The sequence below is a fragment of the Rhodoferax sp. BLA1 genome (genome assembly GCF_013416775.1).
Lineage (GTDB): Bacteria > Pseudomonadota > Gammaproteobacteria > Burkholderiales > Burkholderiaceae_C > Rhodoferax.
The window spans coordinates 489,251-505,319 of record NZ_SZVI01000013.1; the positions used below are offsets into that span (position 1 = coordinate 489,251).

Sequence of the window (16,069 nt, forward strand, 5' to 3'; positions counted from 1 at the left end):
TGCTCCAACTGTAAAGAAGTCCACCGTCACACACCGGCAGGCGCCAGCTCAGCCTCGGCCAGGCGACCCTGCACCAGGGTCAGTTGGCGGCTGCAGCGTGCGGCCAAAGCCACATCATGGGTGACCACCACAAAGGCCGTGCCCTGGGTGCGCGCCAGCTCCAGCATCAGGTCAAACACGCCATGCGCGGTGTTGCGGTCCAGGTTGCCGGTGGGCTCGTCAGCCAGCACACAGGCGGGCTGGGTCACCAGGGCGCGGGCGATGGCCACCCGTTGACGCTCCCCTCCTGACAACTCGCTGGGCCGGTGCGCCAGCCGGTCGCTCAAGCCCACATCGGCCAGCATTTTCGCGGCAATCTGCGCAGCCTGCGCCCGGTCTGAGCGCCGAATCCACAAAGGCATGGCGACATTGTCCTGGGCACTGAACTCGGCCAGCAGGTGGTGGAATTGGTAAACAAAGCCCAGATGCTGGTTGCGCAAACGGCCTTGCTGCGCCGCATTTTGCTGCGCCAGGTCTTGCCCGAGCAGGGCCACCGAGCCGCTGGTGGGCGCATCCAAGCCGCCCAGCAGGTGCAACAAGGTGCTTTTGCCCGAGCCCGAGGCGCCCACAATCGCCAGCGTCTCACCGGCCGACACGTCCAGATCGACGCCCTGCAACACCGTCACATCGAGCCGACCTTCGGTAAACCGTTTGGTCAGGCCACGCGCGCTCAAGACAAGCTTTGACTGGTTGATATCACTCATAACGCAGAGCCTCGGCGGGGTTCACGCGGCTGGCGCGCCAGCTTGGGTAAAGCGTGGCGGCAAAGGCCAGCACCAAAGAGATCAAGGCAATCGGCAGGATGTCAGCCTGCTGCGGCTCACTCGGCATGCGGCTGATCAAATACACGTCGCGCGGCAAAAAGGTGGTGTGTAACAGCTGCTCAATCGCGGGCACGATCACATCGATGTTGAACGCCACCGCCAGGCCCAGCGCCAGGCCACCCAGGGTGCCAATCACCCCCACCATCGCGCCCTGCACCACAAAAATGCCCATGATGCTGGCCGGGCTGGCGCCCAGCGTGCGCAGGATGGCGATATCGGCGCGTTTGTCAGTGACCGTCATCACCAGGGTGCTGACCAGGTTGAAAGCCGCCACCGCCACGATCAGGGTCAGGATGATGAACATCATGCGTTTCTCGAGCTGCACCGCAGCGAACCAAGTGCGGTTCTGGCGCGTCCAGTCGCGGATCAGCAGGTTGTCGGTCATCGTGCCGGCCAGTTCGGCGGCCACGGTGCGGGCCTGGTGCAGGTCTTTCAGGCGCACCCGCACGCCGGTCGGGCCTTCCAGGCGAAAGACGCGCTGGGCGTCTTCGATGTGCATCAGAGCCAAGGTCGAGTCGTACTCATAGTGGCCCGAGTCAAACGTGCCCACCACCGTCATCTGTTTGAGGCGCGGCACCACACCGGCCGGTGTGACCTGGCCGCTGGGCGACACCAGCGTGACCTTGTCACCGGGCTGCACACCAAGCGAACGGGCCAGCTCCCCACCGAGCACCAGGCCAAACTCACCCGGCACCAGACGCGCCAGGGCAGCGTCTTTCAAATCCACCGCGAGGTCGGTGACATCGGGTTCGCGGGCCGGGTCAATGCCCCGAACCAGCGTACCTTTCATGTCTTCACCCCTTGCCAGCAAAGCCTGGGTAGCTATGAAAGGTGCAGCACCGATGACTTGCGGGTTGGCCCGGACCTCGGCCAGGGTGCGTGCCACATCGGGCAGGGCTTCACCGTTGGGCGCAAAAATTTCGATGTGCGACACCACCGCCAGCATGCGGTCACGCACTTCTTTCTGGAAGCCATTCATCACACTCAGCACAATGATCAGTGCCGCCACCCCGAGCGCAATGCCCAACATGGACACACCGGAGATGAAGGAAATGAACCCGTTTCGCCGGGTGGCGCGGCCAGCGCGGGTGTAGCGCCAACCGAGGGTAAGTTCAAAAGGAGTAGGCATCAGGTCAAGGCAGTTGCGGCGGGGTGCCGCCAAGTCAGGGCGCGATTATCCGGGACAATGCGCGCCATGCACCTGATCATTCCTTTTGCCGCCAGTGCTTCGCAGGGTTTTGCGGACGCCCTGGCCAAGTTGCAGCTGCCGATGTTGCAGAAACTGCTGGCCCGCCTGAGCCCCCTGCCTGCCGATATCGGCGAGGAACGCAGCCTGTCCCCGCCCCACGAACGCGCCCTGGCAGCGGCCCTGGGCCTGCCAGTGGTTGACGGCAAGATCCCCCTGGCAGCCCTGCACGCCCAGCAGACCTGCCACAGCGCGGCACCCCACAGCGCCTGGGCGTTTATCAGCCTGTGCCATTGGCAAGTGAACACCGGCCATGTGGCGATGAGCCCGTTGCCCCCACCCGCGCTGTCGCCCGCGCAGTCGGACGCCCTGCTGGCCGCCATGCAGCCGTATTTTGAAGAAGATGGCATCCGGCTGTACGCCGACCAGCCCGGGCGCTGGCTGGCGCAGGGCGAGGTGTTTGCCGAACTGGCCACCGCCTCACCCGACCGGGTGGTGGGCCGCAATCTGGCCGACTGGATGAACAACACCCCCCAGGCCGCCACCTTGCGCCGTTTGCAAAACGAGATGCAGATGCTGCTCTACACCCACCCGGTCAACGACGCACGCGACACCATGAACCTGCCCACGGTGAACTCATTCTGGATCCACGGCAGCGGCGCTTTGCCGGTGGGTTATCAGCCCCCTGCAGCCAGTGAGCGCCCGGTGTTGATCCCAAACCTGCGTGAGCCGGCCCTGGCGGACAACTGGTCTGACTGGCTACAAGCCTGGCAGGCGCTGGACGCGGGCGAGATCCAGGCGCTGTTGCAGGCCACGGCCACGCGCCAGCCAGTGCGCCTGACCCTGTGTGGTGAACGCAGCAGCCGCAGCTGGCACATCCAGCCGCAGCCGGTGTGGCACAAGCTCAAAAGCTTTTTGGGCCCCAAGCCCTTGTCAGAACTCATTGGTACGCTATGAAAATCACAGTCAGGGATGCACCACCGCGCCAGATCTGGGCGCTGGAAAAGGCGGGCATCCACCCGCTGCTGGCGCAGTTGTATGCGGCGCGTGGTGTGCTGGACCCGTCCGAGCTGGACGCCGCCTTGACCTACCTGCTGCCCCCCACCACGATGCAAGGCACAGCCGAGGCCGCGCGCCTGCTGGCCGACGCCATGGCACAGGACAAAAAACTCTGCATCGTGGCCGACTACGACTGCGACGGCGCCACCGCCTGCGCGGTTGCCATCCGTGGCCTGCGCCTGCTGGGCGCCCAACATGTGGACTACATCGTGCCCGACCGGGTGCAGGACGGCTATGGCCTGACCCCACCGATCTCGCAGCGGGTCAAGGCCAGCGGCGCCGATGTGCTGATCACGGTGGACAACGGCATCGCCAGTTTTGACGGCGTTGCCACCGCGCGTGCGCTGGGCCTGCAGGTGCTGGTGACCGACCACCACCTGTGCGCCAGTGTGGACGGCCAGATCACCCTGCCCGATGCTGATGTGATCGTCAACCCGAACCAGCCCGGCTGCAGCTTCGAGAGCAAGTCCATCGCCGGGGTCGGTGTGATGTTTTATGTGCTGCTGGCCTTGCGCGCCGAGCTGCGCACACGCGGGCTGTTGGAAGGCACCGGCCCACGTCTGGACACCCTGCTGCCGCTGGTGGCACTGGGCACGGTGGCCGACGTGGTGAAGCTCGACGCCAACAACCGCCGCCTCGTGGCTCAAGGCTTAAAACGGGTCCGAACCCTTGCGATGCCTGCCGGTCTAGCTTCACTTTTTACAGCAGCCTCGCGCGACGCCACAGCCGCCACCACTTTTGACTTTGGGTTTGCGCTGGGGCCACGCATCAACGCTGCAGGCCGCCTGTCGGACATGACGCTGGGCATCGAATGCCTGCTCACCGACGACGCCAACCGCGCGCTGGAACTGGCCAAGACCCTGGACAACATCAACCGCGAACGCCGCGAGATCGAGGGCAACATGCGCGAGCAGGCGCTGCTGGTGGCCGAGTCGCTGTTTGAAGAGACCGCCGAGGCACCGCCCGCCATCTGTGTGTTTGACCCCGACTTCCACGAAGGGGTGGTCGGCATCGTGGCCTCGCGCCTCAAGGACAAGTTGCACCGCCCGGCCTTTGTGTTTGCACCCAGTGGCGCCACCGGCCATGGGCATGAACTCAAAGGCTCGGGCCGCTCGATCCCGGGCTTTCACCTGCGCGACGCGCTGGACCTGGTGGCCAAACGCCATCCCGGTGTGTTGCTGCGTTTTGGTGGCCACGCGATGGCGGCAGGCTGCACCATCGCTGAGGAGCATTTTGAAATTTTCGAGCAAGGCCTGGCCCAGGTGGCGCAGGAGTGGCTCTCTGCCGCCACCCTGATGCGCCGCATCGACACCGACGGCCCGCTCAAGCCCGAATACCGCCGGGTGGACCTGGTGGATGCACTGCACCACGAGGTCTGGGGCCAGGGCTTTGCCGCGCCGACCTTCAGTGAAGAGGTCGAGGTGGTGTCACAGCGGCTGGTGGGTGAGAAACACCTGCAGCTCAAGCTCAAACACCGTGGTGACCCGGTGGACGGCATCTGGTTTGGCCACACCGAACCGCTGCCAGCGCGCGTCAAACTGGCGTTCCGGCTCGATGCCGACAGCTGGCGCGGCGAACGCAAGGTGCGTTTTCTGGTGGAGGCGGCTGAGTTGTAGGGCCAGCGCGAGCGCCAGGCCAGACGCAAACCCTGTGGCGGCCTGATCCGCCTCTATGGGTTTGCAGCGCTTGCTGTGTCGGCAATATGCGCCAAGAAGCCGCTTTGGCCCACCGCGACATGGTCGGCCAGAACATGGCCGTCCGGGTAATCACCGCCGTTTTGCCGCCGAAAGGGAATCGGCGCGTCGTCAAACAGGTGGACCAGTCGCTCCTGCCACGCCTGTTTGGCCGCGTCCACATCCTGAGAGGTCATGCGCGTGCTGCCATAGGTGGCAAAACTGGGCAACACATCAAAACCCGGGAAATACAGCGCACCGTGTGTGATCGGAAACAACAGCTGCTCCAGCGGCCCGTTGATGCCCCGTGGTGCATAGTCCTGCGCCGGTCCACCCACCGCCACACACAACATGGCCCGCTTGCCTTTGAACGCGCCATCACCGTAGCGATAGGTGTTGCCAGCGCCCTTGTAGCCATACGCCAGGCCCAAAGCCCACACCCGGTCAAACCAGCCCTTCATGATCGCAGGCATGCCGTACCACCACAACGGGAACTGGAAGATGACAGCATCTGAAGCGAGCACCTTCTGCTGTTCAGCTGCAACGTCGGGGGCCTGGTGCCCGTTGGCATAGGCATGCCCGGACTCAGCCACAAAAGACAGGTACCCCGGGTCAACACGGTAGGAGAAGTCAAGTCCGTCGAACACGGCCTTCCAAGACATGCCATACAGGTCGGACTGCAGTACCTCATGCCCTTGCTGCTCAAGCGTGTGCACAGACAGCTCAACCAGTTGGCGGGTCAAAGAGGCCGGTTCGGGATGGGCATGGACGATCAGAACTGTTTTCACCAGAAATACTCCATTAGGTGTTGTTTCCGGTGAGTCTGCGCTTCCGGATGGTATTTTGGAAATAGAAATTTTTAACAGCTACCATCCAACAAATGGATAGCTCACGTCTTGACCTCAACTTGTTGGTGACGCTGGAGGCTTTGCTCTCAGAGCAGAACGTCACCAAGGCAGCAGCCCGCCTGCACTTGAGCCAACCCGCCGTCAGCGCACAACTGAGCCGTTTGAGGGAGGTGTTTGACGACCCCTTGCTTGTTCCGGCGCAGCGCGGCATGAGCCCCACGGCCAAGGCCCTGGACCTGCTGGAGCCACTGCGCCAGGCGCTTGACCAGGTGCGCGCCACGGTAGCAACACACCAGGACTTCGATCCTGCCACGAGCCGCCTGAGCATCACGGTCGCCTGCACCGACTACCTGCAAATCGCGGTGGTCAAACCACTCATTCTGGCGCTGCGAACACAGGCGCCGGGGCTGCGTGTTGCGCTACGCCATCTGGATGTCGCGCAGCTGGAGGTCCAGATGGTGCGCGGTGATGTTGACCTGGCCTTGATGACACCCCGCGCCGCACCACCAGCCCTTCGCACACGCCATTTGTTCGACGAACACTATGTGCTGATCGGCCGCCAGGGTCATCCGGAACTCAGCGGGGCGCTCACGGTAGAAAAATTTGCTCAGCTGGACCACGTCATCGTGTCCCTGCAAGGTGGCGACTTCAGCACACCCGTCGACGAGGTATTGGCTGCCCTGGGACACCGGCGCCAGGTGGTGCTGTCAGCCGCTTCGTTTTTGTTTGTCCCGGAGATCGTGGCGCAATCTGATTTGGTAGCGCTGGTTCCGGCGCGCTTGGTGCGCGGGCAACACCAGCCGCTCACAGTGCTGGCCTGTCCTTTTCCGGTAGAAGGCTTCGCCGTGGGCATGGTCTGGCACGAGCGCAACCATGGGCACAGCGGTCACCGATGGGTCCGTGAGAGGATTCTTTCTCTGGTCAACACCTTTGTCGGTGACCCAGCCGCTGCACGAACACCACAGTAGGGCTGATTTATGAATGGCCGGTCGACGGGGTGATAGCTGCCTAAAATGAGCCGATGAGTCCCACCCTGAACGCTGACCTGCATTGCCATTCGGTGATCTCCGACGGTACCCTGACCCCCGAGGAACTGGCCCAGCGTGCCAAGGACAAAGGGGTTGAACTGTGGGCGTTGACCGACCACGACGAGATCGGCGGCTTGGCCCGGGCAGCGGCCGCCGCAGCTGCGCTGGGGCTGGACTACCTGACCGGTGTGGAAATCTCGGTGAGTTTTTTGAACCAGACGGTGCACATTGTGGGCCTGGGTTTTGATGCCAACAACAGCGCCTTGCGCGAGGGCCTGGCGCAAACCCGTGGTGGGCGTGCCCAGCGCGCGCGCGCCATGGCCGACGACTTGGCCCGGGTTGGCATCACTGGCACTTTTGAAGGCGCCTTGAAATTCGCCGGCAACCACGACCTGATTTCACGCACCCACTTTGCCCGTTTTCTGGTGGAAACCGGTGTCTGCAAAGACACCTACGAGGTGTTTCGCAAATACCTGACCGAAGGCAAACCCGGTTATGTGGCCCACCGTTGGGCCACGCTCAAAGAGGCGGTCTACTGGATTCGGGACGCCGGTGGCCTGGCGGTGATCGCCCACCCGGCGCGTTACAAGTTCAGTGCCAACGAAGAATTTGCCCTGTTCACCGAGTTCAAGGGCTTTGGTGGCCAAGGGGTCGAGGTGGTCACTGGCAGCCACTCTGCCGCCGACAGCGTGACCTACACCGATGTGGCGCTGGAGTTCGCGTTGGCGGCCTCACGCGGCAGCGACTTTCACAGCCCGGCCGAGAGCCGCACCGACCTGGGTGAGCTACCTGCCCTGCCCGAACAACTCACCCCGATCTGGACGCTGTTGCAGCACCAGATTCAAAAAGCCCCGCAAGGACTCATGCCTACATGAGCTTTTGGCGCAGCCGTCAGGGTGGCGGAATTTTGTTGATTGTGGTCGTCACACTGCTTTTTTCGCTGGGTGACGCCGCCGCCCGCCACATCACCCAGCTGGTGCCGGTATTGATGCTGTTGTGGTTCAGGTATGCCTTTCAAACCATCGTCACGCTGATGATGCGTTTGCCAACACAAAAAACCAGTCTGTTTGCCACCCCCAACCCGAAGTTTCAGGCGCTGCGCGGTGTGCTGCTGCTGACCACCAGTTTCTGCTCGTTTTATGGTCTGCAACATCTGCCGGTGGGTGAGTTCACCGCCATGGTCATGCTGTCACCGATGGTGGCAACCGCGATGGCGGCGATCACACTCAAACACCATGTGGCCCATCTGCGCTGGCTGCTGATGGCCGTGGGCCTGGCCGGTGTGCTGCTGGTGGTGCGCCCGGGCGGCCAGGTGTTTGGCTGGGCCTTGCTGTTCCCTCTGTTACTGGTGACCACCTACGCCTGGTTCCAGGTGCTGACCAGCCGGCTCAGCAACGACGAAAATCCCTACACCACTCAGTTTTACACCGGGCTGGTGGGCGCCCTGGCGACCAGCCCGCTGCTGTTATGGACCTGGGACACCCAGGCTTTGCTGAACCACTGGCCCTGGTTTTTGGCGGTGAGTGTGGCCGCCACGTTTGGCCACCTGCTGCTGATCAGCGCCTTCAACCGCGCCAGCGCGGTGGTGCTGTCGCCCTACCTCTACACCCAGATCGCTTTTGCCACCTTGGCGGGTTGGGTGTTTTTCCGCCACATGCCCGATGGACTGGCCTGGGTCGGTATTGTGGTGATTGCGATCAGTGGTGTCGGCAATGCGCTGGTCTCGATCCGCGAGTCGGCCCAACAGCGACAATAGGGCCATGCCACAGCTTTTTGAACTCCATCCCGACAACCCGCAACCCCGTTTGCTCAAACAAGCCACGACCCTGCTGGACAAAGGCGAGGTGCTGGCGGTGCCAACCGACTCCAGCTACGCCCTGGTCTGCCATCTGGACGACAAGGCCGCTGCCGACAAGCTACGCCGCATCCGGGGGGTGGACGACAAACACCACCTGACCCTGCTGTGTCGTGACCTGTCCGAATTGTCCACCTACGCCCAGGTGGACAACACCCAATACCGCCTGTTGAAGGCCGCCACACCGGGCGCCTACACCTTCATCCTGCAGGCCACCAAAGAGGTGCCCCGGCGCCTGAGCCACCCGGCGCGCAAGACGATTGGTCTACGGGTGCCCGACCACAAGGTGCTGCAGGAGCTGCTAGCCCTTCATAACACGCCGCTTCTAGCTACCACATTGATAGCTCCCGGCGAGACCGAACCACTCAACGACGCCACCGAGATCCGCGAGCGTTACCACGGCCGCATTGCCGCCATCATCGACTCGGGCGCCTGCCCGCGTGAACCCACCACCGTGGTGGACCTGAGCGGCGCCGAGCCGGTGGTCATCCGCGAAGGCCGGGGCCCGCTGGCGCTGCTGGGGCTCTAGACCCACCCAACACCCCTCATGGACTTTGCGAATCTGATTCAAACCGTGGCGATCTACGCCATCCCGGTGCTGTTGTCGATCACCCTGCACGAGGCCGCCCACGGTTACGCCGCGCGCCACTTTGGTGACAACACCGCCTACCTGGCCGGGCGCATCACGCTCAACCCGTTCAAACACATCGACCCGGTCGGCACCATCCTGATGCCGCTGATGCTGTATTTCGCCACCTCCGGGGCTTTTTTGTTTGGCTACGCCAAGCCGGTGCCTGTGCGTTTTGGCAACCTGCGCCACCCCAAACAGGACATGGTCTGGGTGGCACTGGCCGGGCCGGGCGCCAACTTTGTCCAGGCACTGGCCTGGGGCGCGGTGTTTTACCTGTTGCAGGCAGCCGGTGTCAGCGAGCCGTTTTTCATCGAGATGGCACAAGGTGGCATCCTGGTCAACATCGTGATGTTTGCGTTCAACCTGTTTCCACTGCCGCCACTGGACGGTGGCCGTATCCTGGTTGGGCTGCTGCCCTACCGGCAGGCGGTGCTGGTGTCCCGGGTAGAGCCCTGGGGTTTTTTCATCGTCATGGCGCTGGTGCTGGCCGGTGTGGTCGGCAGCCTGTGGCTGCGCCCGCTGATGGGTATCACTTTTAAACTGATCAACCTGCTGCTGACACCGCTGGCCATGCTGGTGGGCTGATCGTCCTTTTCTTTTTTATTGTTGTGACTGACGTTTTTTCATGAGTATTGAGCGCTTTCTGACCGGCATCACCCCGTCCGGCACCCCGCATCTGGGCAATTACGTGGGTTCCATCCGTCCGTCGGTTGCCGCCAGCCTGCGCGCCAACGTGCAGAGTTTCTATTTCCTGGCCGACTACCACGCGCTGATCAAGGTCGAAGACCCGGCACGTATCCAGCGCTCCACGCTGGAAATTGCCGCGAGCTGGTTGGCCTGCGGACTGGACCCGAGCAAAGTGGTGTTTTACCGCCAGTCGGATGTGCCTGAGATCCCCGAACTGACCTGGTTCTTGAGCTGTGTGCTGGGCAAAGGTGTGCTCAACCGCGCCCACGCCTACAAGGCGGCTGTTGACAAAAACACCGCCGCCGCGCTGGATCCGGATGCCGACGTGAGTGTGGGCCTGTTCATGTACCCGGTGCTGATGGGCGCCGACATCCTGATGTTCAACGCCCACCAGGTGCCGGTGGGACGCGACCAGGTGCAGCACATCGAGATGGCACGCGACATGGCCAACAGCTTCAACCACCGCTACGGACCGCACTTCACTGCGCCCGAAGCTGCCATTGAAGAGAACGTCGCCACCCTGCCTGGCCTGGATGGCCGCAAGATGAGCAAGAGTTACGACAACACCATTCCGCTGTTTTCCTCACGCGAACAGCTGCAAAAACTCATCAGCAGCATCGTCACCGACAGCAAGGCCCCTGGCGAACCCAAAACAGTGGAAGGCTCAGCCCTGTTCCAGATTTACCAGGCCTTTGCCAGCTCATCCGAGACCGACAACCTGCGCCAGGCCTACGCCGACGGCATCGCCTGGGGTGATGCCAAACAGCTGGTGTTTGAGCGCATTGACCAGGAACTGGTACCGCTGCGGGCCAAGTACCAGGCGCTGATCAATGACCCAGGCCAGATCGAAGCCATTTTCAAAATCGGCGCCGACAAGGCCCGCGCCATCGCCACCCCGTTCATGGCGCAACTGCGCCATGCGGTCGGCTTGCGCGACCTGCGTGCCCAAGATGCCGCCAGCACCAAAGCCACCAAACAGGCATTGCCGGTGTTCAAACAATACCGCGAGGCCGATGGCCAGTTCTACTTCAAGTTGCAAAGTGCAGACGGCAAACTGCTGTTGCAAAGCAACGCTTTTGCATCACCCAAGGTGGCCGGTCAAGCCATTGCCAGCCTGCAAACCCAGGGCGCCAGCGCACTGGCCGATCTGGCTGGCCTGGTGACACTGCAGGCAAGCACCACAGAAGCGGAACTCGATGAGGCCTTGTTGGCACTGCGCGAAGCCAAAGCCGAGTCAAAAGCCAAATAGCCGCTGCTACAATCTGCGGTTCGCGGAGAGATGGCAGAGTGGCCGAATGTACCTGACTCGAAATCAGGCGTACCGCAAGGTACCGTGGGTTCGAATCCCACTCTCTCCGCCATGACTTGAGACCCTTGTGAATCACGGTTCACAAGGGTTTTTTATGGCCTGTGGATACCGCGTGATGGGCTACAGTCAGCGCCAGGGTCATGAAGCTGCATTGATGCTGGCGAGGATATTGGGCAGTGTTTTCACGACCTGTCCGTCTGGTCAACCAGGAGTCCATCGCATGAGCACAAGCACCCGCACCAAATCTGCACCCAAGACGGCGCCCGCCAAAACGGCTGTGGTATCACCTGCCTGGCACGCACCGGCCAAGGACAGTGAACCCTCGCTGCGTTTTTTTCACTCCAAGGCCCTACGCACTCAAACCCACAAGGTTCTGACCGCCATTGAAACCGCGCCGGATGCCCCGGGCCATGCTGAAGCGCTGGCCGATGTGGTCAACGATCTGATTGATGCTGGCATGGACTATTACTTCTTGCGTGCGCTCAAACAGGCGGAGGTGGGTTTTGTAGCGGAACAGTCCGCGCGCCTGGGTATGTCAGGCGCGGTGCGGCTGCTCAGTTCGGTCAGCCGCAAATTCATTGTGCGTATGGGGCCGCAACAACTCCTGGTGGTGGCCAGCCATATCCGCACCCTGGCCTGAGTCCGGACGCGACGCTGCTGGCGCGAAGCCAGAATGGGTAGATGTGCAGGAACCAGGACAATACCTTGCTCTCTGCCACACAAAACGCCATGACCGAAGTCGACTTTTCCCAAATCACCGCCTACCAGCGCTACAAACTGATGGCGAGCCTGATCGTGCCCCGCCCCATTGCCCTGGTGACCACCCTGGGGCCCCACGGCGTGGTGAATGCGGCCCCTTTTTCAATGTTCAACATGGTGGGGGAAGATCCGCCCATTGTCATGCTGAGCATCAATCGGCTGCAGGATGCCCATTTGAAAGACACCGCCGCCAACATTCTGGCCCGGGGCGAATTTGTGGTTCACATGACCGATGAGGCCATGGTCCAGCAGATGCACGGCTGCGGTGAGTCTTTCCCGCCCGACATCAGTGAGCTTGACCAGGTCGGCCTCACCGCCACACCCTCCCACTGTGTGGCACCGCCCAGAATTGTGCAGGCGCCGGTGGCATTTGAATGTGTGTTGCACGACAAGATGGAAACGCCCAGCCGCATCGTGTTCATTGGTGAGATCAAGTGGCTCAGTGTGCGTGACGGGCTGGTTGACACCGCTGCCTGGCGTGTGCATCTGCAAAACTACCACCCGGTTGGGCGCTTTGGCGCCAGCTTTTATGTCACTTCGCGCGACCGGTTTGCCGTCGGCGACGCAAGCCAGTCGACACGAACCACCCCCATCGACGAGTTATAGGTCGGGCGCCAGCGCAGTTACCAGTCGCCCCTGCACCAGCCGTACCGAACGGTCGGCCATCTCACGCGCCTCGGCCTCGTCATGGGTCACCAACAGGGTGGCCATGCCGGTGGCCTGAATCCGGCTGCGAAATTCCTGGCGCAGCGCCACCCGCAGATCGGCGTCCAGCGCTGAAAACGGTTCATCGAGCAACAAGGCACGTGGTTCGGTGATCAGCGCCCGCGCCAGCGCCACCCGCTGCTGCTCACCACCCGACAGGTTCCAGACACGGCGTCGTGCCAGCTCGGTCAGGCCAAACAATGCCAGCATCTGCAAGGCCCGCGCCCGCGCTGCGGCTTTGGGCAAGCTTTGCTCCACCAGACCAAAGGCCACGTTGTCGAGCACATTGAGGTGCGGGAACAACGCAAAGTCCTGGAACATCAGCGCAAAACGGCGCCGCTCGGGCGCCAGCTCGGTGATGTCCTGGCCGTCCCAGCGGACAGAACCTGCATCGGGCGCCTGCAAGCCCGCCACGATGTTGAGCAAGGTGCTTTTGCCACTGCCCGATGGCCCCAACAGCGCCACAATTTCACCTGCGGCCACCTGCAAGCAAACGTCGCTCAGCAGTGGCAGATCGGCATAACGCTGGTGGATGTGGCAAAGCTCAAGCATGTTGGGTGATGGGTGGGTGGGTGGTCTGGCCTGAGACACGGCGCGGCACACGGGGGGCGCCGCGCTCAGACACCGGCCATTCAATCAGCAAAAACACCAACAACGCCAGCGTCATCAACACACAGGCCAGCACCATCGCGGCGTCCAGGTTGGCCTGGCCTGGGCGACCCAGGCGCTGGTAGATCAGGGTGGTGAGGGTTGCCCATTCGGGGCGGGATAAAAACAAGGTGACCGCAAATTCCCCCAGAGCCGTCGCTGCGGCAAATGCCATGCCACGGCGCAGCGCAGGCCGCAGCAGCGGCAAAGTCACCCGCCAGAAACAACGCCACGGACTGGCGCCCAAGATGCGCGCGGCCTGGCCCAGATGCACCGGCAAACTGTCCAGACCAGCCGACAGCGCCTTGGCCACAAACGGATACGCCAGCACCGCATACGCTGCCAGCAGCAACGGCAAACTCGCAGTCCACGACGGGTACAGCAACAACAGGCCAAACGCCACCGTCACCGGCGACACCACAAAGGGCAAAAACGCCGCCGCCCGCCAGGCCACCGAGGCCTGCGCGACCAACGCATGTAACACACCCAAGAGTGTGGCCATCAGCAGCGCCAATGCCGAGAACCGCAAGGTGTTCCAAAGAGCGGCCAGAGTTTCTACATCAAATAGGCCTGTAGCCCCCGTCCATAAAGCGCCGATAGCTTTGATAAAGATAGCAATGATGGGCAACGCACAGATCCCAAACAACACGGTCAGGGCCAGCACCAGCGCCAGCCACTGGGGTGCACCCTGCGGCCGCACACGCGGTATGGGCGCCGAACGCAGTGGGGCCGCCAAGCGTTTCTCCAACGCGGCGTAGGCCAGCGCCACAGTACCGGTCAGCCCCAGCGTCCACAGCGCCAGCACACTGGCCTGGCCGAGTTGTAACTCATACGCCACCAGGGTGTAGATCTCGACCTCGACCGTGGCATACCGCTGGCCACCCAGCACCAGAGCCAGGCCAAAACCGGAAAAACAGTACAAAAACACCAGGCACAGGCTGGACAGCAGCCAGGGCGCAATGGCCGGCCACTCGACCCGCCAGAAGGCACGCCAAGGCGAGGCCCCGAGCGAGCGAGCGGCTGCCACCTGGCGGGCATTGACCTGCGCCAGCGCATCCACCCCGGCGCGCACCACCAGGCACAGGTTAAAAAACAGGTTGCCGTAGAGCAGCAGCCAAGGGCTGTCCTGCAGGTTGATGCCCAGCGCCCCACTGAGCACCCCACGCGGCCCCCACAGCGCCAGCACACCCAAGGCCGCCACCAGCGACGGCACCACAAAAGGCAACATCAGCAGGCGCAACACCAAGGCACGACCGGCAAACTCAAAGCGCGCCAGCACCCAGGCCAGCGGCAGCCCCAGCCCCAAGGCCAGCACACAGGTGATGACAGCCTGCGCCAGCGACCAGATCACCCGCCAACGCAGGTAATTGTCCTGCCAGGGTAGCCACATTGACAGCCCATCGGTGCTGCTCAGTGGCCCGGCAAGCCCCTCCCACGCCAGGCGGGCCACCGGGGCCAGCAACAGCAGCAACAAGGCGGCAGCGGGCAACAGCGCCAGCCACACAGCACGCTGCCGGGTCAGGCGAACAAACAAGCGGGCCTGCATCAGAGCCGGTCCTCAGGCAACAGCAAGAACAGCGGCCATGGCGTCATTCGGTGTCGACCCAGGCCTACTTCAGCACCACCTGCGTCCAGCGCGCCACCCATGAGGCGCCTTTGTCAGCGATCACCTGAGGCGGCAGGCTCTCAAACGCGGCTGGTGCGGCGCCGTGGCGCATCACCGGCGCCAGCGGTGTTTTGGCCACCGCGGGGTACATCCACATACTGGTCTGCAAAGCCTCTTGCACCGGGGCCGAGCGCAAAAAGTCAACCCACTTGAGCGCAGCAGCTTTCTGCGCCGTGCCCTTGATCAGCGCCACCCCTTCGACCTGGCGGAACACCCCACCCGCCAGGTTCAGGCTAGCCGTGGGTGACTCGGCGGGCTGGTCCTTGGCGTAGAACACCTCAGCGGCCGGGCTGGTGGCATAACTCACCACCAGCGGGTGGCTGCCCTTGTTGCGGCTGAACTCGGTGTAATAGGCTTCGCTCCAGCCTTTGACCACCTTGAGCCCGTTGCTTCGCATCTGCGCCCACCAGGCAAAGGCTTTTTCTTCCCCCAGCCCAGCAATCGTGGCCAGCAGGAAGGCGTAGCCGGGGCTGGAGGTGGCCGGGTTGGGCACCACCAGCCAGCCCTTGTAGGCGGGCAAAGTCAGGTCTTGCAGGGTCTTGGGCAAGGGCGTGCCACTTTTGGCGACCGCCGCGCGGTCATAGTTGAGGTTCACAAAACCGTGGTCCACGGCGGCCAAGGCATCGCCGAGTTGGGCATCCACCGTGCCTGCGGCCTGGGACAAGCTGGGTTCCAGCACACCAGCGGCCAGCGCCTTGGCTTGCAAGGTGTTGTCAATGCCGTAGACCACATCGGCCACCGGCTGGGCGCGGGTCAGGATCAGCTTGTTGAGCATTTCGCCGACGTCACCCCCTTTGATGAGGACCAGCTTGATGCCGTTTTGGGCTTCAAATTGCGCCAGCAGCGGCTTGGGCAGGGAGAACGAGCTGTGCACCATCACCCGCAGTTCTTCGGCGGCGTGGCTTGGGGCGGACAAGCCGGAGACAGCCAGCGTGATGGCGGCCAGGGCAAACAAACGACGGTTCATGGTGGTCCCTATAAAAAAACACCCGCGCGGTGAACGCACGGGTGATCAGGGACAGGCCAGAGCAGGCCGCCAGTAACCCATCACGCTCCCTACGCTGGCATGATCCAGATCAGGTATGGGGTTTTTCTCAGACCGGCCTGCTGCATTGCTGCGGTAGGCCAGACACCCCCGGTGAAGGGTCGGAT

Annotated in this window: 16 protein-coding genes, 1 tRNA gene and 1 riboswitch; of the genes, 11 read left to right on the forward strand and 6 right to left on the reverse strand. The window is 62.9% G+C overall.

All coding sequences use genetic code 11. The features are described from left to right. Positions 1-26: 26 nt before the first annotated feature. The gene (gene lolD, locus FDG13_RS17730) at positions 27-743 is read right to left on the reverse strand and encodes a lipoprotein-releasing ABC transporter ATP-binding protein LolD (protein WP_180131399.1); all 717 of its coding nucleotides are present in this window, start codon (positions 741-743) and stop codon (positions 27-29) included. After that, positions 736-1,992 carry a lipoprotein-releasing ABC transporter permease subunit gene (locus tag FDG13_RS17735; protein WP_180131402.1) on the reverse strand — a complete coding sequence of 419 codons (1,257 nt, stop codon included), beginning with the start codon at positions 1,990-1,992 and terminating at the stop codon, positions 736-738. The genes lolD and FDG13_RS17735 overlap by 8 nt, the downstream gene beginning before the upstream one ends. Before the next feature lie 66 nt (positions 1,993-2,058). Here FDG13_RS17735 and FDG13_RS17740 point away from each other — a divergent pair, with 66 nt between their 5' ends. Then, positions 2,059-3,006 carry a phosphoglycerate mutase gene (locus FDG13_RS17740; protein WP_255435313.1) on the forward strand — a complete coding sequence of 316 codons (948 nt, stop codon included), beginning with the start codon at positions 2,059-2,061 and terminating at the stop codon, positions 3,004-3,006. Next, the gene (gene recJ / locus FDG13_RS17745) at positions 3,003-4,724 is read left to right on the forward strand and encodes a single-stranded-DNA-specific exonuclease RecJ (protein WP_180131408.1); all 1,722 of its coding nucleotides are present in this window, start codon (positions 3,003-3,005) and stop codon (positions 4,722-4,724) included. Before FDG13_RS17740 ends, recJ begins: the two co-directional genes overlap by 4 nt. Before the next feature lie 53 nt (positions 4,725-4,777). Here the strand turns inward: recJ and FDG13_RS17750 are convergent, their stop codons facing one another. Then, the gene (locus tag FDG13_RS17750; RefSeq protein ID WP_180132567.1) at positions 4,778-5,572 is read right to left on the reverse strand and encodes an NAD(P)H-dependent oxidoreductase; all 795 of its coding nucleotides are present in this window, start codon (positions 5,570-5,572) and stop codon (positions 4,778-4,780) included. A gap of 89 nt (positions 5,573-5,661) precedes the next feature. Between FDG13_RS17750 and FDG13_RS17755 the strand changes: the two genes are divergently transcribed. The 9 genes from FDG13_RS17755 to FDG13_RS17795 all read left to right on the forward strand — a co-directional run bounded on the left by FDG13_RS17755 (position 5,662) and on the right by FDG13_RS17795 (position 12,504). Further along, on the forward strand, positions 5,662-6,597 hold the full coding sequence (locus tag FDG13_RS17755; protein WP_180131411.1) for a LysR family transcriptional regulator: 936 nt from the start codon (positions 5,662-5,664) through the stop codon (positions 6,595-6,597). A gap of 53 nt (positions 6,598-6,650) precedes the next feature. Beyond that, positions 6,651-7,532, forward strand: coding sequence for a 3',5'-nucleoside bisphosphate phosphatase (locus FDG13_RS17760; protein WP_180131414.1), 882 nt, complete (start codon positions 6,651-6,653; stop codon positions 7,530-7,532). Continuing rightward, positions 7,529-8,413, forward strand: coding sequence for a DMT family transporter (locus FDG13_RS17765; RefSeq protein WP_180131417.1), 885 nt, complete (start codon positions 7,529-7,531; stop codon positions 8,411-8,413). The genes FDG13_RS17760 and FDG13_RS17765 overlap by 4 nt, the downstream gene beginning before the upstream one ends. Before the next feature lie 4 nt (positions 8,414-8,417). Continuing rightward, positions 8,418-9,041 carry an L-threonylcarbamoyladenylate synthase gene (locus tag FDG13_RS17770; protein WP_180131422.1) on the forward strand — a complete coding sequence of 208 codons (624 nt, stop codon included), beginning with the start codon at positions 8,418-8,420 and terminating at the stop codon, positions 9,039-9,041. A gap of 18 nt (positions 9,042-9,059) precedes the next feature. Then, the gene (locus tag FDG13_RS17775; RefSeq protein WP_180131425.1) at positions 9,060-9,728 is read left to right on the forward strand and encodes a site-2 protease family protein; all 669 of its coding nucleotides are present in this window, start codon (positions 9,060-9,062) and stop codon (positions 9,726-9,728) included. 40 nt (positions 9,729-9,768) lie between these two features. After that, entirely contained in the window at positions 9,769-11,079 is a 1,311-nt protein-coding gene (locus tag FDG13_RS17780; RefSeq protein ID WP_180131428.1) for a tryptophan--tRNA ligase, read from the forward strand. A gap of 24 nt (positions 11,080-11,103) precedes the next feature. Beyond that, positions 11,104-11,191 (forward strand) — tRNA-Ser (locus FDG13_RS17785). Between the two features lie 168 nt (positions 11,192-11,359). After that, on the forward strand, positions 11,360-11,779 hold the full coding sequence (locus FDG13_RS17790) for a hypothetical protein (RefSeq protein WP_180131433.1): 420 nt from the start codon (positions 11,360-11,362) through the stop codon (positions 11,777-11,779). A gap of 89 nt (positions 11,780-11,868) precedes the next feature. Next, complete coding sequence (locus FDG13_RS17795) at positions 11,869-12,504, forward strand: flavin reductase family protein (protein ID WP_180131436.1); 636 nt, start codon at positions 11,869-11,871, stop codon at positions 12,502-12,504. On the opposite strand, the gene FDG13_RS17800 is transcribed toward FDG13_RS17795, so the two are convergent. The 3 genes from FDG13_RS17800 to FDG13_RS17810 form a co-directional block, all read right to left on the reverse strand. Next, complete coding sequence (locus FDG13_RS17800; RefSeq protein ID WP_180131439.1) at positions 12,499-13,155, reverse strand: ABC transporter ATP-binding protein; 657 nt, start codon at positions 13,153-13,155, stop codon at positions 12,499-12,501. The two genes, FDG13_RS17795 and FDG13_RS17800, sit on opposite strands and share 6 nt — an antisense overlap. Next, the gene (locus FDG13_RS17805; RefSeq protein ID WP_180131442.1) at positions 13,148-14,797 is read right to left on the reverse strand and encodes an iron ABC transporter permease; all 1,650 of its coding nucleotides are present in this window, start codon (positions 14,795-14,797) and stop codon (positions 13,148-13,150) included. The genes FDG13_RS17800 and FDG13_RS17805 overlap by 8 nt, the downstream gene beginning before the upstream one ends. Positions 14,798-14,861: 64 nt before the next feature. Beyond that, complete coding sequence (locus FDG13_RS17810) at positions 14,862-15,884, reverse strand: thiamine ABC transporter substrate binding subunit (protein ID WP_180131445.1); 1,023 nt, start codon at positions 15,882-15,884, stop codon at positions 14,862-14,864. Between the two features lie 68 nt (positions 15,885-15,952). Further along, a riboswitch (TPP riboswitch) is annotated at positions 15,953-16,064 on the reverse strand. Positions 16,065-16,069: the final 5 nt, after the last annotated feature.